Below are 20,764 nucleotides of genomic sequence, written 5' to 3'. Positions count from 1 at the left end.
GTGAAAATTTCTACATGGATCATCATCATTTTTTATTGCACAAACCACATGGTTTTTTAAGTCAGTTTATTTACGAAAAGAAACGAACGAAACGTTTGTTAGGCGAATTATATTCTTTTCCGGAAGGAACGATGGCAATTGGTCGTTTAGATGAAGATTCAGAAGGGTTGTTATTACTGACCACTGATGGGATGATGAGCGAAATAGTACGTGCAAAATCAGTTGAAAAAGAATATTATGCGCAAGTAGACGGTTTAATAACGGACGAAGCCATTGAACAATTGCAAAAAGGAGTAGAAATTGGTTTTAAAGGAATTCGGTATGTAACCAAACCTTGTCAAGCTAAACGAATAATCGAATTGCCAGATTTTATTGGTACAGGCAGAAAAATTCGCGATGAACGTCACGGACCCACGAGTTGGGTTTCCATAACGGTAACCGAAGGTAAATTTCGACAAGTACGAAAAATGACTGCAGCAGCTGGTTTTCCTACGTTACGTTTAGTTCGCGTTCGAATTGGAAATACTTTTTTAGCAGGAATTTCTGCAGGAGAAGTGAAAGAAGTAACTTCTTTTGATCTGTAAATAGATAGAATTGTCTAAAAAATATAATATTCAATTTCTTGTAAAATCTGAAACCGGTTCAGAATAATTGCTACTAGCTATTATAGTTCATTACGTAATTTAATTTTATCAAAGAAATTAAATTTGAAATGTGTTTTTGTAATATCTCCGGGGAATAAGTAGAAATACGTGGTTTTTAAATGGGGTTTTATTCACCTTAAATGGCATTTGCTCTTTAGCTTACTTTGCGGTAGATAACTAAAAACATATTATTATGCCACAAGAACAAGAACAAAGATTCAGAGAACAAGTATTAGTGAACGGAGAACAAGTGATTTCAAATGAAGGAACTATTGAAGAGTTAGGAGAAAAAGCAAGAAAGCAGGCAACAAGTAGTAAATTAAAAGGGTTGACTGCTAAAGGAGGAACTGCTGAGACTGTTATTGAAGTTGCAAAATTTGTCTGGGATATTATAAAAGATTCAAAAGCCTCTGCTGCAACGGAAGAAACCACTTCAAGAGTTTTATCTGTTAAAGATACGAATTGGGAAAATTATGAATTAGCTAAAAATTTTGCTTCAGATGAGATCACCTATAAATTAGATAACTTTGTCGGAGTAAATTGTTATACCGTTAAATTTAAGGTAGCGGGAACTTATAAAGCAGTAAACCCTGATTTCGGTGGAAAATGGATTCCTAACATTCATGTCACTTTTTCCAGATGTGATGCTAATATTCCTTGGGTAATTAACGGAAGTGCCGTTATAGATAGTACTTATGTATCAAACATCGGTACAAAAGAAAATCCGATACCTCAATTGGTATTGAATATCAAAATAAAAACGGATGCTAAATTTGCACTCAACTGGGAAAGCCACGAACGAACATTTGAATTTATACTGAACGGAGAGACTGGTGTTAAATTGATTAACTAAGAATATAAAATCCCTTTTCAAAAGGGATTTTTTTATTAAAATATTTCTTTGAAAAAAGTTTTCATTGCTTTCCAACTTCTTTTATCGGCCAATTCGTTATAAGCAGCTCCTTTACTATTATCCGTATCCAGATCTTTATGCGTAAAGGCATGTACGGCATTCGCATAAAATACCATTTGCCAGTCAGCTTCAGAGGTTTTCATTTCTTTTTGAAAAGCCAGTACTTCACTTTCTGGTACATAAGGGTCATCTGCTCCGTGTAGAACTAATACTTTGGTAGTTATTTTTTCAACTGGTCTTGAAGGATCTTTTCCTAAACCGCCATGAAAGGAAACCACTCCTTTTACGTTAAAATGAGCACGAGCTGCTTCTAAAGCTCCGGTTCCGCCAAAACAATAGCCAATCACTGCAATTTCGTTTTTATCTGCTCCTTGTAGGATCAATTGCTCAATAGCCAATTGAATACGTTTTTGATATTCTTTGTAATGGGTTTTATAATAACCGGCTTTTTGTCCGGCTTCTGAAGGATCTTTCGGTTTATTACCTACTCCGTAAATATCAGCAACAAAAGCGTGGTAACCTAGTTTTGATAAATCTTCGGCGACTTCTTTAGAGTGATCATCAATTCCCATCCAGGCGGGAAGAATAACAATTCCGATATTTTTAGGATTGCTTTTCTGAGCTTTATAAAAAAAACCTTCTAACTTTTGATTGCCATCATTATATATAACGCGGCTTAATTGGGCTTGTGTTGTTAACCCCAATAGGATAACAAAACATGAGATCAGTATTTTCATTTTTCAGGATATTGGTTGTTCTTGTAAAGATACTGATAATCGGTTTTTTAGGAGGTTCCTTTTCAGAACTATTTTTTAATGATCTTAGTTAAATATTCTTTTCGGGAAGTAGTTACTTTTACAAAGTAAGCTCCGCTATCCAGATCAGAAAGGTCTATTTTAAGAGTGTTTGACTCCAAATTGTTTTGATAAACCGTCTGACCTAATAAATTGAAAATAGTGATTTGACCTTGGTTAAAATCACCTTTAGAATCTGTTATCGTTATAAAGTCAGATGTCGGGTTAGGATAAATATTTAATGAATCAGTAGTAAAAGCTTCGTTGTGTAATGTACTGTCCAAATAGGCAATTGCGGCTTGCATATCCGGTATGGGACCAATGTGACCTGCGGTTGTACCGCCCTGAGCAATTCCGGTTGTAATTAAAATGTTTCGGATTTCCTGACCGGTCATATAGTTTCCGGTGTAAAAATGGTAATAGGATTGTAACACCGCAGCACATGAAGCTACAATAGGCGTAGCTGAACTGGTTCCGGAAAAAAGAGTGTAACGTTGGTTAAAATCACCTCCTATTGTGCTATAGTCTCCGTATCCGGAAGAAATTACATTTTGAGCCCAAGCCTGTACATCAACTCTGCTTCCGTAAGTACTGTAATATATTCGTTCGTGGTTTAAATTAGACGTCCCAGCTCCGACTAATATGGCGCCGCTGTCTCCTTTGTTCATGTATGTAGCATATCCGGAAGCATCTAAATTCTGGTTTCCGTTTCCGGCTGCTGCTACCACAATTATTCCGGCATCAGTAGCGGCTTTGGTTAAATCCCAGATCACATCATTGTATTCTGCAGGGACATAGTTGTATGGTCCGGCGCCGATTCCTCCGGTTTGCATTTCATACATTATGATATCGCCAATAGCTGCATTGGCAATAGCCTGTGTAACAGCATAAGCCCGGTTGTATCCGTTTTCTACAGTATATTCAGGATATAAAATAACAGTATCAAGTCCATAAGCCATTCCGGTAACACCATAATTGCCGTTGTCTGCGTAAACTACTCCTAAGGCACCGGTTCCGTGTTCAGTATAGCTTTCGTCTAATGTAGGTTCAACGGTCATTCCGCTTGCAATAGAGATATTTACAGCATTGAACTCTTCGTGGTAAACATTCATGCCGTATTCTACATCAAAAAGAGAAATTCCTGCTCCGGTAAAATTTTGATCCCAGGCATATTGCATGTTAACACCGGGGTTACTTTGAATATAAGTCTGTTGGGAAAAATAGTCAGGTGTAGTTGGCGGAATATCAGTTGGCGGAGCAATCGGTTCCGTTTCCATTTTTACACAATATATAATTCCTTTTTGATTCGTTAATTTATCTTTAGGCTCATCCACTGTTGTTGGATTAGTATCAGGGATCAGTATCCTGAAAATATTCTTTAAGCGCAGAACTGATTCATCTGTTCCGGTAACGGAGAGAGCTTGCTCTTTCAGAGAAGAGAATTGATCTTCTGACAATCGGATGCCATTTTCAATGGTAGCATTGTATACATTCAGAAATTCTTGCAATTCCGAAAAGTTCAATTCCTTTTCATTGATGCGGATATAAAGCGAAACAGTATTGTTGTTTTGAACGCTTTGTTGTGCAGTTATAAATGAAAAGCAAAAAAGAAAGAAAAGAAGTAGTTCTTTTTTCATAGACTGAAAATTAATGCTTTAGCAAATATATCAAATAATTAAATTGGTTTTTGTTATTTTATAATGAACTTTCCTTTTTCGGTATCAAAAGAAATATTTTTATCATCAAATATCTGATTGAATACATTTTGAGCTATCAGATTGCAAGGTTCATCTTTATAAATAGCATTTTCCGTAAAAACGATCATTTCGTCAGTAAGTTGAATAGCCAGATCGAGATCGTGAGTGGAGTACAAAATGGTTTTTCCGGTTTCGTGGGTTAATTTAGAAAGTAATTTGAGTAAAGTTACTTTATGAACCAGATCTAAATGAGTTGTAGGTTCGTCTAAAATGATGATAGATGTATCCTGAGCCAATGCTCTTGCGATCATGGTTTTTTGTAATTGTCCGTCGCTGATTTCATAATGCTTTTTATGGGCGAAATCCGAAATTCCGGTCAGTGAGATGGCTTCGTCAATTTTTTGACGGTCTTCAGTAGTGAGTGTTCCCAACCAATTAGTATAAGGTTGGCGACCTAAAGCAACAATCTCATAGACGGTTAAATTACTAGGAGGAAGACTTTCGGTTAGTACTAAACTCATTTCCTGAGCTAATTCGCTATTGTCATAATCGGAAAGATCTTTATGATTGATTACAATTGTTCCGGAAAGGGGTTCTAAAATCCCGGTGATTGTTTTTAAAAATGTTGATTTTCCAATACCGTTTTTCCCGATAAGAGCAATGAGCTTTCCTTTTTTCAGATCCAGTGAAATATCACTTTGAATAACAACAGATGATTTTCCTTTAGTGTAACCAATGGATAAATTTTCAGTATGTAGAATAAACGGAACCATCTGTTATTGAATTTTTCGTTTTCTGATTAGGAGCCAAACAATGATCGGAGCTCCGAAAATAGATGTTATAGCATTGATCGGTAGAGTGAGTTCACTATTCGGAACCTGAGCAATACTGTCACAGATCAGCATCATAATACTGCCTAAAAGCAAAGTGCTCATCAATAGAACAAGGTGATTGCTGGTTTTGAAAAGTAGTTTTGCCATGTGAGGAACCGCTAAACCTATAAAAGCGATCGGTCCGACCAATGCTGTTGTGCTTCCTGCTAAAATACTCGTAGCAATAATAATTATTAAGCGTGTTCTTTTAAAATGGATACCGATACTTTTAGCATAGCGTTCTCCTAAAAGAAGGGCATTCAAGGGTTTTATGATTGTGATGCTAAAGATAAGCCCTATAGCTATGAGTATAAATAGCAGTGTAACTTCTTCCCATGATAAATTACTAATGCTTCCCAGTGACCAGAAAGTATATTTTTGCAATTGTTCGGCAGTTGAGAAGTATGTTAAGACTGAAACGATAGCACTTGTAAAACTGCTGAACATTAAACCGACAATAAGGATTGCCATAGTATCTTTTAATCTTTTGACAACCAGTAAAACGGCGGCAAGTACTAAGAAACTCCCGATTCCGGAAGCTAAAGTTAATCCATAAGTTGACAGAAAAAAGGAAGCGACGGAAACCGGTAGTAAGGCAGAACCTAAAATAACAAAGGCAACACCTAAACTGGCTCCTGAACTTAAGCCCAGAACATAAGGACCGGCTAAAGGATTTCGGAACAGCGTTTGCATCAGCAGACCGCTGACTGACAATCCGATCCCGACTAAGATGGCGGTAACAGCTTTAGGCAAACGGAAATGGAACAGGATGATTTCCCAGGTCTCTTTTTCCATTTTGAATCCTAATATGCCTTTGCAAATCTCCGAAACGGGAATAAATACCGAACCTAAACTTATATTGATTAAAAATAAAGCGATGCTCCCTAAAACAAGGATCCCGAAAAGTAGCTTATGTTGGCTTGACATGTTCATTATTCTAAATGTTCAAAGAAGAATAATTCATAATCCGGTAATACTTCCGGGTGTAAGATTTTAATAAGGTCTTTTACCACCAGGTCAGGGCGGTTAGGTGCTAACTCATAATAAATTACGCCGCCTGTTTTTCCTTTTTTGTTACTGAAAGAATAAACTTTTTTGTCCCGAACAGATCTGAAATAGTTATAGTTCGGATTGCTTTCTAAAATGGCATCTATTGAAGTGAATTGTCCTGGACCTATCCAGTATTCGGCATCTTTTGCTTTGTCTAAAACGCTTTCAAAAGATAAGGAGAGACTTCCGGTTCCCTGAGTATCTTTCCAAAGATAATTGCCATGGGCTTCTTTTAAGAAATAAGCAGCCCAACTACCCCTTGAGGTAAAAACCACTGGTCTTCATAAATACTTCCTGCCATGATACTGGGTTCGTTTTGAGTATTTTGTGCCAGAGTAACGGCATTCTGATAATCCGATTTGATCTGGTTGAACAATTTTTCGGCTTCTTCGGATTTGTCAAACAGAACCCCGAAAAATTTGATCCATTCGGCTTTACCTAAAGGTGTTTGTTCGGTCCAGTCACTGTTTAAAATAATTTTTTGTCCGTTGCGCTCCAGATTTTTATAGGCTTTCATGCTTCCGTTAACACTGAAACCTACAATTACATCCGGCTGAAGCTCTAAAATAACTTCCGTATTCAAATTTTGATTGTTGCCCAGATCACGTATTTTACCTTCATCAATAAGAGCTCTTGTTTTTTCAGACGAAATATAATCAGTGGTAGGAAAAGCAACCAGTTTGTTTTCTTCGCCTAACATTTCGAGTGAAGGAATGTGCGTGGTAGAGGTGACTATGATCTTCTGAACTGGAATTTCTATAGCAGTATATTGGCTTAAACTATCAGGAACAGTAGTTCCCTTTTTATGTAAAACATAATTGTAATTTTCAGTTGCTTCCGGGAATGTATTTGTTATCGTAACCCAGTAAAACGAACCGAAATCTTTAATGGATAGGCCTTCTGAATCCGTAATCAATTCCTTAGCTTTCGGGTTTTCCTGAGCTTGGTTTTCTTGTTTTTTGCATTGAGAAAATAAGAAGAGTAATCCTAAAAAAAAGCTGATCTTAGTAATGAAAGACATACCTGAAAATTTTTAGCAAAAATAGAATTTTGTTTTCATAAAAGCTATTTTGAGTAACAAATGCTACATTTTCATTGGTGATTTCAAATTAACTTAGCTTAAAAAAGATGAGAGACAGCAACACCTTTATGTATATCGTCATTGCAGTAATTGTACTACACTTTGTAGTAGGTTTTATTTGGCTGATAAAAAAAATGAGTGGTAAAAAATGATTAGTATGTATTAAAAGTAATAATTTTTGAATACCTAACTTTAATAGGTTTCCTATTTATAGTGCCAGGAACTAAATTAGGAATGTTTTTGATTAAACGTTCTGCTTCGTCTATTAAAGGTTGTCCATTTTCAGGTCCTCTTGATTTTAGGTTAGATATACTGCCGTCAGCTTCTATTACAAAAGAAACTATAACCTTTCCACTTATATTATTCTTTTTAGCTTCTTTTGGATAAATTTGATGTTGTATAATGTATTTATTAAGTTGTTTTTCAAAGCATTCTTTTTGAATAAATATGTCATCTGAAAGGTCTAAGCAACTTTTAAAAGTTGGTTCCGTTATTAAATTATTAACGTTAACATATGGTATTATAATATCTTGATTAGTTTCTTGATTTTCCTTTTTTATAAGTGAACAGCTAATAATATCTTTAAAAAAGACATTTACCGCATTATTGTTTTGTAAACCCGGATAAAATTTAGGTGCTAATTCTAAAACTCTAACAATTTCTTTTTCAAATAAATCTTTAAAAGTCGTATTTTCTGGACTTTCAACTGTAATACCTGAAATATCTCCCTCGTTTGTAATTACAAAAGAAACATTAATTCTTGACATACTTAGAGTCTCAAACTCTTCGTTAGGAATTTGCAAATTCTTTTTTAAATGCTCACGTAAAAATTCAATTAAACAATTTGTTTGTTCTTCTACTGTTACATTTTTACAATTTTCTGTATAAGGTATTTGTTCAACTTTATAAGCAGAGAAGGTTTCAAGTGATAAATCTTTATTTTGAGCTAAACAAGAAAAGCTAAATAAAATAATGCAGTAGAATATATTTTTCATTTTTATTTTTTTTCAAAAATATAGAAAATTACAATATCTTTGCAATCGAATTAAGGTTGAGGTACATATTTTTTGTACTTCATGAAAAGGGAATCAGGTGCTGATTATTTTGTGTCAAAATCCTGAGCTGTACCCGCAACTGTAAGCTAAAAAGCTTGTTATTTACTGCATTGCCACTGAAAATTAATTGATTTTTTGGGAAGGCTAATAACAAGACGCAAGCCAGGAGACCTGCCTGATTCAATAAAGTAAAAAACTTTCGGGAATAAAGGTTTTCAAAATGGTAAAGCAATTACAGGTATTTTTAGTATTTTTTATTGGTCTTGGCGTTTATGCGCAACAAGACACATTGGTACAACTGCAAGAAGTAACAGTTGCCGACCGGCAATTGAAAAAATTCTCGGGGAGTCAAAAACTTATCGTACTGTCTGATAGTATCATTGCTAAAAACAAAGGATCGCTTACTGATCTACTTCGTAATAATTCCTCTATCTATTTCAAAGAGAATGGTTTTGGTATGGTTTCATCTCCTTCTTTTAGGGGAACCACAGCATCGCAGACTGCTGTAGTATGGAATGGGATCAATATTAACTCACAATTCAATGGACAAACCGACTTTAATACGATCAATGTTACTGATTTTGACAATGTAACGATACGCCCCGGAGGCGGGAGTGTTACGTACGGAAGCGGAGCCATAGGCGGAACGGTGCATCTCAATAATGAAATGAAATTTAAAACTGCTTCTGTTCACGCTGTAAGAGTTAACTATGGAAGTTTCAGTACATACGGAATTCGCTATGGCGGAGTTTTTTCCACTCAAAAATTTTCTTCTACGATCCATTTCAGCCGAAACGAATCTCAAAACGATTACAAATACATTGGCTATGATAAAAAGAATGAAAACGGCTTTTATCAGAATAACAGTTTTAATACGGTTTTCGGATATAAGCTAAATGGCCATAATACGTTGAAGTTCTATACACACTATTTTGACGGTGAGCGTTATTTTTCGGGTACTATTTCTTCGCCATCTAAAAGTAAGTATCTCGATCTCAATATGCGGAATATGGTAGAATGGCAAATGAAGTCGGGAAGATTCACCTCTCAATTGAAAGGTGCTTTTTTGCAAGAGAATTATAAGTATTATGAAAACAGAATGAGTGAAAATTTTACTCACGGAACGGTGGAGAGTACAATTTTTAAGTATGATGTTATTTTTGAGCCCAGTAGAAAAGTTCGATGGAATGTTATATTAGACTACACTCAAAACAACGGAAGAGGATCAGGAATAGCAAAAGCAAAAAGAGAAATTGCAGGCGGGAGTTTGTTGTTTCAACATAAAATAGCAAAAACATTTCAGTATGAGGGAAGTTTTCGTTACGAAGCTACCTCTGTTTACAAAAGTCCTTTATTGTTCTCACTGGGTGGGAAATGGGATGTGACTACTTTTTATGCTATTAAGATCAACGGCTCTAAAAATTATAGAATTCCTACTTTTAATGACTTGTACTGGCAAGGAAGTGGCAATCCGAATCTGAAGCCGGAACATTCTTATCAGGCTGAACTATCACAAATACTGAGCTTTTCAAAGTTTAAATTTACCGCAACGGGCTATTATTACGATATTACAGATATGTTGCGTTGGGTTCCAAATGCAAGCGGGATCTGGACTCCGGAAAACACGGATAAAGTAAGCACGTACGGTGCTGAATTAGGCACTGAATGGCAAAAGAAATTAGGACAAACAAAATTAAGCTTTAATCTGAACTATGCTTATACCGTTTCTGAGAATGAACAAACAAGGAAGCAACTGATCTATGTGCCTTTCCATAAGATCAACGGACAAGTTAATGTAGGCTATCGTAGAGCATCATTATATTACCAGTTTTTGTTTAACGGCAAGGTGTATACCTCAAATGATAATTTTTACGATCTGGAGAGCTATTGGCTATCTAACGCCGGATTGCAATATGATTTGGGTAAAAAGAAAAATATAAATGTTTTGTTTCAGGTTTTTAATCTTGAAAATAAAGCATATCAAAATGTTTTATCACGTCCTATGCCGGGACGAAATTATAATTTGAGTATCAATTTTAAACTTTAATAGAATGTATATTAGAAAAATTTCATTATTAGCGGCAACAATAGCTTTATTTTTTGCTTCGTGTAGCAATGATGACGATAACAATCAGGAACAACCGGAACCGGCTGTTACTTATGAAAATGGAATCTTTATTTTGAATGAAGGGAATTATGGTGTTGATAACAGCACTGTTTCTTTCTTAGCAGATGATTTTTCTTTTTTTCAGGCAGATGCTTATGGAGCGGTGAACAATGAAGGTGTAGGGAATACAGGTCAAAGTATCGGTTTTTACAATACTATGGCTTTTATTGTGGTTAACGGCTCTAACAAGATCGAGATCGTAAACCGTTATACTTTAGAACCTATAGGAACAGTTTCTTCAGGTCTATCCAATCCGCGATACATTGCTTTTGCAAATGATAAAGCTTATGTAACCAATTGGGGAGATGCTTCAAGTGCAACAGATGATTATGTAGCGGTGCTGAATACAACAACCTATGCTGTTGAAGCTACAATTCCGGTAGGAGAAGGTCCGGAAAGAATAGAGGAAGAGAACGGTAAATTATATGTCGCTTTAAAAGGTGGTTGGAATAACGGAAATGCTGTTGTAGTGATCGATTCAGCAACTGATACTGTTACAACAACAATTACTGTGGGAGATGTTCCGAACTCATTGGCAACGGAAAACGGTTATTTATATGTGCTATGCGGAGGAATTACAGACTGGACAGGTGGCGGAGGAGATACTAACGGAGTTTTGGTTACAATAGACCTTTCGGACAATACTTTTACGACACTTGATTTTCCGACAGGTCATCCTGCAAATTTAGATATTGAAAACGGAACAATTTATTATACAATCAATGCTGCTGTATATTCAATGAGTACATCTGCTACTACATTGCCTTCTACGCCTATTTTATCAGTTGCAGATCAGGGAGTATACGGAATTTACGGTTTTCAGGTTGAAGGCGGTAAAGTTTACATAGGAGATGCTGCAGACTACAGTTCAAACGGTTCTATCTATATTTTTAATACAAGCGGAACATTATTATACGAGAACACAGTTAGAGTAAGTCCTAACGGTTTTTATTTTAATAATTAATTCATTCTTTTTGCCCCAAAAAAAGTCCTGCACATGCAGGACTTTTTTTTATTGCGGTAATTCAAGGTACATTTCAGTTTTTAAAATATCCTGATCAAGTGTACTATTAAATGGTTTATAGATTTCAGTCCTTTGAGGAATTGTTGGTCGACCATTCAAGTCAATAAAGTTCAGCGCTGTCTGTAAAAGTGGTTCATTTTGATCTCCGAGTATTCCGAGATTTTCCAGATCTTCTGATTGAGAAACATCAGGAGGTAGTCCATTTGTAGAATAATCAGAAAATCCGTTAACATTTGATATTTTTAAAACAATAGGTTGCATAGCATACCTGTGGTTTGGGTTAACATTGCTTTTAGAAAAAGTAGGAGAGTCATACAAAGTGATGGAGCCAACATTTTTTCCGATAGTGTGATCTCCGATCTGTGTGACATTAATATAGGGCGTAAGACCGTTAATGACCAGCTCACTGGCCGAAGCTGTTTTTTGAGTCGTAATGATGTAAATTTTATCCAGATTCAAATGATTAATTGCAGCTCCGTTTTTTATAGTATTCGTAAAGCGGTTTAACAGTTGTTCCGAATCGCTACCGAAATAGTCTTCTAATTTATAGTTCCATTCCTGACGGGCAAAGATCTCATTGTTGAACTGTCCGGTTATCATACTCGCCAGTCGGGTAGCCGTAGCTACAGCACCTCCCGAATTGTAACGCAAGTCTAAAATTAAATGGGTAATCCCTTCAGCCTGAAAGTAGGCAAAAGCATTGTTTAATTCGTTTTCATAACTTTCATAAAAGCCGTTGTACATCAAATAACCTACATTTTTATTACCGACAGTAAATGTGGTTTTTATATAAACAGGATTTTCCGAATAAGGAGTTTTGTTCAGTGTTACGGTATTTCCGTTGGGAACGATTTGTCCGTTAACTAGATCTGCTAGATATAAAGTATAAGTACTCTGTCCCAGCAATGTTTTATAGTTATTAACGTTTAAAGAGACGCCGTCTATGGCATAAAAAACATCTCCTCTGTAAATAGTTTTTGTCGAAGCGTCAGAATTAGGAAGAATATAACGCACCCAACCGAAGATTTCGGTTGAACTATTAGGAGCATAGCGCAGTTCGTAATCAACTCCGTTACTCTCAGAAGTTCCGGTTAGAGCCTGCTCTAATAATGTATAATCCGAATAAAGAACACTAAAGCGGTCTGTGGGGCTTCTAGTTTTAAATGATCGAATACGTTTTCAGGTGTCGCAAAAGTTTCCAGAAATTGAGTGTATTCGGTTTGTGAAGCAAATCGATCATCAGATAGATCCGGACTATCCGTGAGCCAATAATAATATTGGTTTAGACCTTTCCAGATAAAATCATTAACAGAGGCGCTTTGAGGATTGTCATCCCAGTCGTCAGAACAACTGACTGTCAGCCCGCTTAAAACCAAAACGAGCAACATTTTTAAGGGGAAATATTTCATGCTTTTTTTATTTTTAAAAATACTTAATTTTTTCGTGTAACAAAAATAAAGTACATTCGTCTGTATCATATAAACCTTTTAAAATGAAGCAACAGGAGTTTATACAGATCATTTCTCCTTTTAAAGACAAACTTTTTCGCTTAGCCAAGCGAATGTTAGTCAGTAGAGAAGAAGCTGAGGATGCTACACAAGAGGTTTTATTAAAATTATGGAATAGAAACGATCATTTAAAAGGTTATAACAGTGTTGAAGCACTGGCCATGACAATGACAAAAAATTACTGTCTGGATCAGTTAAAATCGAAAAGAAGCGGAAATCTGCAACTGGTACACAGTAATTATAAAGACGGTAAACCGGATGTAGAGCAGCAATTAGAAGATAGAGATGCTTTAAACTGGGTAGAGAGAATTATTAATGAATTGCCGGAACAGCAAAGACTCATTGTTCAAATGCGGGATATAGAGGAGTTAGAATTTAATGAGATCGCTTCCGTTTTAGATATGAACGAAACAGCAGTTCGGGTGGCATTATCAAGAGCAAGAAAAACAATAAGAGAAAAAATAACAGCAAAACATAATTATGGAATCAAAACAAGTTAAACAATTGCTGGAAAAATATTTTGAAGGACAAACATCAATAGCAGAAGAGAAACAATTAAAGGCCTACTTCTCCTCTGAAGATGTGGCACCCGATCTGGTGTCTTATCAGCCGATGTTTGCGAACTTCCGAATGCAAAGAGAAGAACAATTTACTAAAGCACTACCATTACAACCTAGAAAACATAATCATATTGTAAAATGGATAGGCATTGCTGCCAGTTTTGTTGTTCTTTTCGGAGTGTTACAATTCTATTTTTCTGAGAGTCCTAAAGAAGATCTGGGAACGTTCAACAGTCCTGAAGAAGCCTTTGTTGCAACTCAAAAAGCGTTGGACATGGTTTCAAACAGCGTAAATCAGGGGGTAGAAAGTGTAGCTGTTTTAAAAGAGTATGAAAAAACAAAAAAAACAATTTTTAAAGAGTAAAGAAATGAAAAATTTAGCATTTAGTTTCGTTCTGTTTTTAGTGTCAAATGTGATTTTTTCACAATCCGTTTTTGATAAGTTTGAAGATAAGGACGGAGTGACATCTGTAATAGTGAATAAGAAAATGTTTGAATTGATGGGCAAAATGTCTATCGATGCAAAAGAAAAAGATGCCCAACAATATTTGAACCTGCTTAAAAAGCTTGAAAATCTGAAAGTATTCACTACTAATGACGTTAAAGTAGCCGCTGATATGAAAGCAACGGTTGCGAGTTATCTGAAATCTAATCCGTTAGAAGAATTGATGCGTGTTAACGACAGCGGTAAAAAAGTAAATATTTATATCAAATCTTCCGGAAACGGAGAGATCGTAAAAGAACTGTTGATGTTCATTGATGAGACAACAGGACAGGAACATCAGACAGTAGTTTTGTCACTTATCGGAAATTTTGATCTGAATGAGATATCAGCTTTAACCGAAAAAATGAGCCTTCCAGGAGGAGATGAATTAAAAAAAGCTTCAAAAAAATAAAAGATGAGAATTGTAGTTATAGTAGCAGTATTTGTTTTAAGCTTGGTTTCTTGCGAAAACAAAGAATCACTTCAAAAATATTTTGTTGAGAATTCTGAATCTCAGGATTTCATAGCATTAGATCTGGCGCCGAGTTTTATTAATACAGAGAAGTTAACCTTGACTTCAGAGGAAAAAGAAGCTTTGTCGTCTTTTAAAAAACTAAACGTTTTAGCTTATAAAAACGATTCGTTACATAAAACCCGATTTGAAGCAGAAAAAAATAAAGTAAAGGGTATTCTGAAAGAAGAAGCGTATGAACCGTTAATGAAATTCGGGAATACTGACAAAGGACTTTCTGTGTATTTGGTAGGAAACGATGAGAAAATTGACGAGTTTGTTTTATTTGCTTCCGGAAAAGAAGAAGGTTTTGTAGTAGCCAGATTGTTAGGAGATAACATGAAGCCGACTGATGTGGTTAACTTAGTTGAGATCATCCGAAAAGCAGATCTGGATCTGGATCAACTAAAGCCATTGAAAGAAGCTCTGAAATAAGAAATAAGGTTAGTTATTATGAAAAAAAGAGCCTTGGGGTTGTAAAATCCAAGGCTCTTTTTGTTGTGATTCTAAACCGGACTTTGAATTCATAATTTGAGCAGCTTTATAAGCTGCATTTTATTCAAATAGCTTTATGGTATAATCAAATAGTTCCGTTTTACCCCATTGTCCATGACCCGGAATCACAATTTCAGCATTGGGATATTTCTGTTTAATTTTTTTTACAGTAGTTGACCATTCTTTAGTATTAGCATCCCCTAAATATCCTTTACTAGCTCCGACTTCCTTTATCAGGCATCCGCCAAAGATCGCATTGTCATCCGGAAAATATCCGATGATGTTATCTTTTGTATGACCTTCTCCAAAGTATTCCACATAAACTTTTTTGTTCCCGATGTTTAATGTGAAACTATCTTCAAAATTAGTTATCGGATTAGAAAAATTAATTTTATTTTCTTTTAATAAAGCAATTGTTTGGTTAGTAGCATAAGCCGGAATATCATGTTTTTCAAATTCAGTGATTCCCCCAACACAATCTTCGTGAAAGTGGGTGGGAATAAGTGCAATTATGTTAGTTTTAAGCTCATTAGTAACATAATTTATTAACTCATTTGAACTTTCATTATCTGTTGGGGTGTCAAAAACAATTCCTCTGTTTTCATTTATGACTAACATACCATTGCAGGCTACTTTTCCGAAATTTTCTGTATTCAGATAAGAAATATGCTGATAGATGTGATCGGATAATTTTTTGATGATGAGTTTTTTTGTTTCATATACTAATATACCATCTGTAGAATGTGTTTCAAAATTGTCGTTTTCAGTTGTTGGCTCTTTCTGATTTTCTTTAGATGATGATTCTTTGCAGGACACAAAAACTGATCCCGTAAAAAGAGATAGTATCATGAATAGCTTAGTGGTAAATTTCATTTTTTATAGTTTTAGATATCATATTTTATTCAGATCATAACATCAACCTCCGGTTTTTTGAAAGGCTTACGGCGTTTTATTTTTGATCTTTAATTAAATTTTTTATCCAATTTGTCCGAATAGTATTCAATTGCTTTTTGATATTCTTCAATACCTTTATCAGTACTCGTTTTAGCGATAACATTCAATAGCAAGTACATTGCTTCTTGATGATTCTTTAAATTGTATAGTGCCATTGCTTTAAAGACTTTGAATTCATTATCAGAAGGGAATTCTTTTATGGCTTTGTCAAAAATGACAATGGCTTTTTCATATTCTCCAATACACCTGTAAGTACTTCCTAAGCCGAGATAGCACCCTTTTAAATCTTCTCCTGTTAATCCTAATTCCAGTGCTTTTTCATATTTTGGTCGGGCTTCGGTTTCTCGTTCCATATTATCACAAAGCCATGCAAAATGATAATATACCAGAGCACTATTGGGATATTCTAAAATCAATTCATTGAAAATAGATTCGGCCAATTTGAATTTTTTCTGGCTTCTTAATTCTATGGCTTTGTTTAATTTCTCTTTCATTTCTTCAGTTTTCGTTATTCTATCGGAAATAGAATTGCATTTTTATAAAAACCATCATATTCAATGGTTACATTATAACCATCGCTTTTACATATTAAACTTGAAGGACATGCATTAGGATAAGTTGTGAAAATGTACGGAATGATCGCTTTTAATTTTACTTGGTACTCCTTTTCACTAAGAAAATATTCAGCAAAACCGTAATTGTATCCAGTCTTTCCGTAGTAAATATTTTCAAGTCCATTTCGATCTATGTTTAGCTTGATCCATTTTTCAAGGTTATCAAATTCACTATGTTCTCCTTCGACAATAACTGAATGAAGGTATTTTTTAAGTAATTTTTTTCTTTCTGCTAAGTCTTCAGTTTCTAATCCTTCGTTTTCAGTTTTATACTGGACTTCCATATTTTCAAATGATTGTACTCTCATAGTTCTATATGAAACTTATTTTTTCTTTCTAACTTTCTGATTTCAATTTTTCAATTTCTTCTTTCCAGATTCGTCTGCCATTAACCACAAATTTTTCGGTTTGACCGTCCGTTGTTTTTATTTCTAGTCCATTGGGAATAAGTCCGAGAGCGTTATAAAAACCTACTTCTTTGATCTGATTGAGATTTATACTTAGTCTGTGATTCTGAACATTGAAATTATGCGATTGAAACTGGAGCTTATCTTTCAGTAAATAAAGTTTCCCGCCTACTGCCTCACCATTTTTAAAATGATTAGCGCCTCCGGAACGAATAACCGTTTCTCCGTCAATATTCTCAATTTGAGTTTGTTTTTTTACGGTCTTGGAACTCGCGAACAAATATAGGATTAATCCGAAAGCAAGTCCGGATATCGGTCCTGCGATCAAGGCATATTTCATCTCAAAACGAATGGCAAGAAAGAGTCCGAATAAAAGTCCAAAAGCAATTCCTGCTAAAAAGGAGTTTCTGATTTCATTCATATTTTCAATTGGATTAAATTAATTTTATTGTATGATTTCTATTCTGTAGGTATAGGAAGTTGGTGTTGTCTTAAAAAAGACAATTTGTCCCAATAGCCTCTTTGAAATTTAATTTTTCCCTCTGTGATATGAAAAAAGCCGCAACCTCTTAAGCCCAAAGGATCTTTCCATTCTAAAATGCCCCAATCGTTATCTTCAAAAATGTTTTCAACGAGGCAAGTCATTTCAGCCTGACTAAATTCATTTTCAAACATTTCCTGAATGGCTACTTTTCCTATAACAGGTTCATTTGCCACTTGATGGTTAATAGCGTCTGAATGATAGAAGGATGATATCTTTTCAGCATTACCTTCATTAAATGCTTTTACCCATTCTTCAACTAGTTCTTTTGGTTTCATATTCTGTTTTTGTATGCGTTTCTATAGTAATTCATATTCTTTTTTGAAAATAAATTCAACAGGCTTTTCAGTGGATCTCATTCCGGAATATTCAAATAACATTTCATTTGTTTCGTAAGTGCCAATCTCACCGAAAAGAAATGTAATAAAATTTAAGGCATTCAGGTCTCTCTTTTTTAATTCCGAGATCAGTTCTTCAAAGAAGTATTGAGAGTCCGGTAAAACATCTTGATTCTGAATGATATTATTGATCTCTAATTTTTTAAACCACCAACTTTCAATATAATCTTCGTCATAATATTCCAGCTCAACATCTTTTCCGAATTGTGATGTAGGCTCATCCTCGTTTTCATAATCAAATTTTAAATACTCCTGATAAAATTCTTTTTCTGAATTATAGGTTCCGATCCAAACGCAGATTATCTTTTTTGTGGTCATTTTTTAATGGTTCTTCTTAATGTTATAACTGTTTTATAAAGAGTAGTTAGTTAAAACAAATATAATGTAAACTTTTAATTTTAGAAGGTATGAGTAGAGTAACTGGTTAAACAAAAGGGAAGTTCTCAGAACCTGAGTACATGTTAGTCGCTTTTAATTTTTATTCAAATATTTTGTCTTTATAAAATTACAGTGATGTAAGTTATGACCTACTGTCATAAAACCAAGTGTCCTCGCTGTGAAATCAACCTTGTTTGCCGATCCTTTAAAATCTAACATTTCGTTTGTCATTGTCTTAAACAATACAATTGTTGATTTTCTAATATTTTCATACTCCTCTTTTAAGTCAGATAAATGGAGTGTTTTTCCTTTCACAGCTTCAATATATTTATTTTCGTCAAATCCCGGAAGCTCAGTATTGTCAAATCTTGAAAAGCGAAATGCTCTGTATGTATAAACTCTTTCACAATCAATGATATGTCGTATAACTTCTTTTGTGGTCCATTTGTCAGGCTGGTAAGAAAAATTCTCTTTTTCAGGTGTGATCCGCTGAAATAATTCGTTTGTTATTTGATAACTCTTATAGAGCTCGTCCAGTAGGTTGTCCGTTTTAACTAAATCAAAAAAGTAATGACAATAGTCTGGAGCATCCTTGTAAATGGTTTTGTCAGTCATAGTTAAAATTTTCTATAAGATAATTGAATACTTAATGTTATAAGCTTTAGAGATCAAATATACAAGTACCTCTGGGCTTTCGGAGGCACAAACAAAGCGAATTGCTAGTACAAAATTAGAAATATAGACAACAGAGAGTGTTTCTATTCGTTTTTATTGGCTTCTATGAGTTTATACATATTCGAATTAAAGTCAGAAAGTTTGTCTCCAATACTTGAGAAAAATTCAATGTCTGCATTTTCGATTTTTGTCAGTGCCAATTGTAATACTTTTTCGCCATGAGATGTTAATCTGACAATTTTTGCTCTGGTGTCGGTTTCGTGCTCTTGTCTTATTATTAATTTTTTGGTTTGTAGAGTTCGAAGAACCTTAGATACCATCATTCGGTCAAAATTATTCAGATTGGCAATTTCCACTTGTGTTACATTATCACTTTTGTTTGTTAACCAGGCGATTGAAGAAAGTAAGACAAATTGTGTTTGTGTCAGATCTAATGGATCTAAAACCTTTTTATGTTTACGCTGCCAAAGTAACATCAGTTGGGCCAACAAATATCCGGGACTCTCTTCCGGACTTTTAAATAGAAAATTAATTTTATCAGACATATTCTTTTTTTAGCATTATAGACGAAATTAAATCAAAATCATGTTTGTTGATTTCCAAAACTCCAAAACGAAACGGATAACCCCAACTTTGTTTGTTCTGGATAAATTGTAAATCATTTATCAGGGGTAAAATGGAAATGTCATGGTGCTCGAAAAACTCAATATTTCGTCTGAATGGACAAAAATCGTCTGTCATTTGAAACGGATATACCTCTTCATCTTTGACTTTTCCGATAGCTGTAAACTTTTGGCATTTGTCTGTTTTGTCCATTGTCTGTTTGCTCGAATAATAGATTACAAAATCGCCTTTTAGCATTCTTTTTAACGGAGCGGCTTTTCCGTGGCAGGCTTGTGCAATTCCTTCCGAAACACCTGTTCTTACATGGTCTTTGGATGCTACGAAAATCCAATATTTTGTTTCTCTTTCTTTCATTTTAGTTGTTCAGTTGTAGAAAAGTAAGCACGTAACCATCAGGATCTTTCACCATTAAAGTCTTTCCGAATGGAGTATTGTTTATTGTTCCTAAAATTAGAACTTCTTTTTCTGTCAGACCTTTTTGAAACTCTTCAATTGTGCCGTCAATGGCGAACCAAGGTGAAACACCGATTCCTAATTCTTTACCGTCAATATTTCCGATAGGTTTTCTAATGGCAAAACTTGCTTCACCTTTATTGTATTTAAAAACGTATGCGTCAGGATTAGGTATTCCTGCAAGTTCAAAACCTAATTTTTCCGTGTAGAAGTCTTTTGATACTTCTAAATCTCTTACTTGAAGAGATATAAATTCTAATTTTCTCATTATTTTAATTTTGTTGTCACAAATATAATATATACGACAACAAAAATACAAATATTTTTTACTTTTTATTTTTGAACGACTAAAAAAGTATGTTGTAAGCTGTTCTGTAAAAGTTTGGTTGGTGTTATGTCAAGATTGAGTAAAATAGATAATTCAAACTTTTGAATTTTCGGATAAAATTTGGAAGTGGGTGAAAAGCCATAATGCTGGCTGACCAATGTTGTAGAACATTTTTTATTAAACCGTTATAATATTGACTTTTGTTCCGTCCGGCAAATCTTGGATTTGTTTATGAATTTGTTGACTTAATTCGAAATGAACTTCGATATCTGTTAATTCAAAATTCTCTGGCTCTTATTTTCCGCCTAAAGCTGGCAATTTTTTATACTGCTTATAAAAAAATCCCCAAATCTTTTTTGTATAAAGTCTTGGGGATCTTAACAGTGACCACGATCAGATTCGAACTGACACGTCTTGCGACACCACCCCCTCAAGATGGCGAGTCTACCAATTTCTCCACGTGGCCTAAAAGTATTTAGCAAAAAAAAGCTACCATAAGATAGATAACTTTTGTATAAAACAAGAAAGCTTATTCCT

General features: G+C 34.7%; 27 protein-coding genes, 1 tRNA gene and 1 riboswitch. Of the genes, 8 read left to right on the top strand and 20 right to left on the bottom strand.

Annotated features, from left to right (window positions below):
- Positions 1 to 14 precede the first annotated feature (14 nt).
- Together DI487_RS02450 and DI487_RS02445 are read left to right on the top strand one after the other, a co-directional pair.
- Complete coding sequence (locus tag DI487_RS02450) at positions 15 to 584, top strand: pseudouridine synthase (protein WP_109568250.1); 570 nt, start codon at positions 15 to 17, stop codon at positions 582 to 584.
- A 253-nt stretch (positions 585 to 837) separates the two neighbouring features.
- On the top strand, positions 838 to 1,497 hold the full coding sequence (locus tag DI487_RS02445) for a hypothetical protein (RefSeq protein WP_109568249.1): 660 nt from the start codon (positions 838 to 840) through the stop codon (positions 1,495 to 1,497).
- 35 nt (positions 1,498 to 1,532) lie between these two features.
- On the opposite strand, the gene DI487_RS02440 is transcribed toward DI487_RS02445, so the two are convergent.
- From DI487_RS02440 to DI487_RS02415, 7 genes are all read right to left on the bottom strand, one after another.
- Positions 1,533 to 2,294 (bottom strand): dienelactone hydrolase family protein, encoded by a 762-nt coding sequence (locus tag DI487_RS02440; protein ID WP_109568248.1) that lies wholly within the window; start codon positions 2,292 to 2,294, stop codon positions 1,533 to 1,535.
- A 68-nt stretch (positions 2,295 to 2,362) separates the two neighbouring features.
- The gene (locus DI487_RS02435; protein WP_109568247.1) at positions 2,363 to 3,988 is read right to left on the bottom strand and encodes a S8/S53 family peptidase; all 1,626 of its coding nucleotides are present in this window, start codon (positions 3,986 to 3,988) and stop codon (positions 2,363 to 2,365) included.
- A 53-nt stretch (positions 3,989 to 4,041) separates the two neighbouring features.
- Positions 4,042 to 4,821, bottom strand: a complete 780-nt coding sequence (locus tag DI487_RS02430) for an ABC transporter ATP-binding protein (RefSeq protein WP_109568246.1) — start codon at positions 4,819 to 4,821, stop codon at positions 4,042 to 4,044.
- A 3-nt stretch (positions 4,822 to 4,824) separates the two neighbouring features.
- Positions 4,825 to 5,853 (bottom strand): iron ABC transporter permease, encoded by a 1,029-nt coding sequence (locus DI487_RS02425; RefSeq protein ID WP_109568245.1) that lies wholly within the window; start codon positions 5,851 to 5,853, stop codon positions 4,825 to 4,827.
- Positions 5,853 to 6,245 carry a substrate-binding domain-containing protein gene (locus tag DI487_RS16220; RefSeq protein WP_245896507.1) on the bottom strand — a complete coding sequence of 131 codons (393 nt, stop codon included), beginning with the start codon at positions 6,243 to 6,245 and terminating at the stop codon, positions 5,853 to 5,855. Before DI487_RS16220 ends, DI487_RS02425 begins: the two co-directional genes overlap by 1 nt.
- Positions 6,203 to 6,991 carry an ABC transporter substrate-binding protein gene (locus DI487_RS02420; RefSeq protein ID WP_245896505.1) on the bottom strand — a complete coding sequence of 263 codons (789 nt, stop codon included), beginning with the start codon at positions 6,989 to 6,991 and terminating at the stop codon, positions 6,203 to 6,205. Before DI487_RS02420 ends, DI487_RS16220 begins: the two co-directional genes overlap by 43 nt.
- A gap of 212 nt (positions 6,992 to 7,203) precedes the next feature.
- Complete coding sequence (locus tag DI487_RS02415) at positions 7,204 to 8,046, bottom strand: energy transducer TonB (protein ID WP_109568244.1); 843 nt, start codon at positions 8,044 to 8,046, stop codon at positions 7,204 to 7,206.
- 36 nt (positions 8,047 to 8,082) lie between these two features.
- A riboswitch (cobalamin riboswitch) is annotated at positions 8,083 to 8,298 on the top strand.
- A 28-nt stretch (positions 8,299 to 8,326) separates the two neighbouring features.
- On the opposite strand from DI487_RS02415, the gene DI487_RS02410 reads away from it, so the two are divergent.
- The gene (locus DI487_RS02410) at positions 8,327 to 10,153 is read left to right on the top strand and encodes a TonB-dependent receptor plug domain-containing protein (protein WP_109568243.1); all 1,827 of its coding nucleotides are present in this window, start codon (positions 8,327 to 8,329) and stop codon (positions 10,151 to 10,153) included.
- Positions 10,154 to 10,157: 4 nt separating this feature from the next.
- Entirely contained in the window at positions 10,158 to 11,237 is a 1,080-nt protein-coding gene (locus DI487_RS02405) for a DUF5074 domain-containing protein (RefSeq protein WP_245896503.1), read from the top strand.
- A 48-nt stretch (positions 11,238 to 11,285) separates the two neighbouring features.
- Here the strand turns inward: DI487_RS02405 and DI487_RS02400 are convergent, their stop codons facing one another.
- Positions 11,286 to 12,311: a S41 family peptidase gene (locus DI487_RS02400; protein WP_109568242.1), complete on the bottom strand. Its 1,026-nt coding sequence runs from the start codon at positions 12,309 to 12,311 to the stop codon at positions 11,286 to 11,288.
- 89 nt (positions 12,312 to 12,400) lie between these two features.
- Positions 12,401 to 12,706 (bottom strand): hypothetical protein, encoded by a 306-nt coding sequence (locus DI487_RS02395; RefSeq protein WP_146193355.1) that lies wholly within the window; start codon positions 12,704 to 12,706, stop codon positions 12,401 to 12,403.
- 83 nt (positions 12,707 to 12,789) lie between these two features.
- Between DI487_RS02395 and DI487_RS02390 the strand changes: the two genes are divergently transcribed.
- The 4 genes from DI487_RS02390 to DI487_RS02375 are packed head-to-tail and all read left to right on the top strand — an operon-like array spanning position 12,790 to position 14,795.
- Complete coding sequence (locus DI487_RS02390; protein WP_109568240.1) at positions 12,790 to 13,305, top strand: RNA polymerase sigma factor; 516 nt, start codon at positions 12,790 to 12,792, stop codon at positions 13,303 to 13,305.
- Positions 13,286 to 13,729 (top strand): hypothetical protein, encoded by a 444-nt coding sequence (locus tag DI487_RS02385; RefSeq protein ID WP_109568239.1) that lies wholly within the window; start codon positions 13,286 to 13,288, stop codon positions 13,727 to 13,729. The genes DI487_RS02390 and DI487_RS02385 overlap by 20 nt, the downstream gene beginning before the upstream one ends.
- Before the next feature lie 4 nt (positions 13,730 to 13,733).
- Positions 13,734 to 14,261: a DUF4252 domain-containing protein gene (locus DI487_RS02380; RefSeq protein ID WP_109570578.1), complete on the top strand. Its 528-nt coding sequence runs from the start codon at positions 13,734 to 13,736 to the stop codon at positions 14,259 to 14,261.
- Positions 14,262 to 14,264: 3 nt separating this feature from the next.
- Positions 14,265 to 14,795, top strand: coding sequence for a DUF4252 domain-containing protein (locus DI487_RS02375; RefSeq protein ID WP_109568238.1), 531 nt, complete (start codon positions 14,265 to 14,267; stop codon positions 14,793 to 14,795).
- Between the two features lie 120 nt (positions 14,796 to 14,915).
- On the opposite strand, the gene bla is transcribed toward DI487_RS02375, so the two are convergent.
- The 11 genes from bla to DI487_RS02320 all read right to left on the bottom strand — a co-directional run bounded on the left by bla (position 14,916) and on the right by DI487_RS02320 (position 20,693).
- Positions 14,916 to 15,728: a subclass B1 metallo-beta-lactamase gene (gene bla, locus DI487_RS02370; protein ID WP_245896500.1), complete on the bottom strand. Its 813-nt coding sequence runs from the start codon at positions 15,726 to 15,728 to the stop codon at positions 14,916 to 14,918.
- A gap of 89 nt (positions 15,729 to 15,817) precedes the next feature.
- Positions 15,818 to 16,303: a tetratricopeptide repeat protein gene (locus tag DI487_RS02365; protein ID WP_109568236.1), complete on the bottom strand. Its 486-nt coding sequence runs from the start codon at positions 16,301 to 16,303 to the stop codon at positions 15,818 to 15,820.
- Between the two features lie 14 nt (positions 16,304 to 16,317).
- The gene (locus DI487_RS02360; protein WP_146193354.1) at positions 16,318 to 16,731 is read right to left on the bottom strand and encodes a hypothetical protein; all 414 of its coding nucleotides are present in this window, start codon (positions 16,729 to 16,731) and stop codon (positions 16,318 to 16,320) included.
- Positions 16,732 to 16,759: 28 nt separating this feature from the next.
- Positions 16,760 to 17,251 (bottom strand): GRAM domain-containing protein, encoded by a 492-nt coding sequence (locus tag DI487_RS02355; protein ID WP_109568234.1) that lies wholly within the window; start codon positions 17,249 to 17,251, stop codon positions 16,760 to 16,762.
- Positions 17,252 to 17,289: 38 nt separating this feature from the next.
- The gene (locus tag DI487_RS02350) at positions 17,290 to 17,649 is read right to left on the bottom strand and encodes a nuclear transport factor 2 family protein (RefSeq protein WP_109568233.1); all 360 of its coding nucleotides are present in this window, start codon (positions 17,647 to 17,649) and stop codon (positions 17,290 to 17,292) included.
- A gap of 21 nt (positions 17,650 to 17,670) precedes the next feature.
- Positions 17,671 to 18,087 carry an immunity 22 family protein gene (locus DI487_RS02345; RefSeq protein ID WP_109568232.1) on the bottom strand — a complete coding sequence of 139 codons (417 nt, stop codon included), beginning with the start codon at positions 18,085 to 18,087 and terminating at the stop codon, positions 17,671 to 17,673.
- A gap of 153 nt (positions 18,088 to 18,240) precedes the next feature.
- Positions 18,241 to 18,762 (bottom strand): DinB family protein, encoded by a 522-nt coding sequence (locus DI487_RS02340; protein WP_109568231.1) that lies wholly within the window; start codon positions 18,760 to 18,762, stop codon positions 18,241 to 18,243.
- A gap of 143 nt (positions 18,763 to 18,905) precedes the next feature.
- Entirely contained in the window at positions 18,906 to 19,367 is a 462-nt protein-coding gene (locus DI487_RS02335; RefSeq protein ID WP_109568230.1) for a MarR family winged helix-turn-helix transcriptional regulator, read from the bottom strand.
- Complete coding sequence (locus tag DI487_RS02330) at positions 19,360 to 19,800, bottom strand: EVE domain-containing protein (RefSeq protein WP_109568229.1); 441 nt, start codon at positions 19,798 to 19,800, stop codon at positions 19,360 to 19,362. Before DI487_RS02330 ends, DI487_RS02335 begins: the two co-directional genes overlap by 8 nt.
- A 1-nt stretch (position 19,801) precedes the next feature.
- Complete coding sequence (locus DI487_RS02325; protein ID WP_109568228.1) at positions 19,802 to 20,167, bottom strand: VOC family protein; 366 nt, start codon at positions 20,165 to 20,167, stop codon at positions 19,802 to 19,804.
- A gap of 444 nt (positions 20,168 to 20,611) precedes the next feature.
- Positions 20,612 to 20,693: transfer RNA gene (locus DI487_RS02320), tRNA-Leu, on the bottom strand.
- Between the last annotated feature and the right edge of the window lie 71 nt (positions 20,694 to 20,764).

The sequence above is a fragment of the Flavobacterium sediminis genome (assembly GCF_003148385.1).
GTDB classification, from domain to species: Bacteria; Bacteroidota; Bacteroidia; order Flavobacteriales; family Flavobacteriaceae; genus Flavobacterium; species Flavobacterium sediminis.
Note: the sequence above shows the minus strand (reverse complement) of the source record. Positions and strands in the feature narration are given on the sequence as shown.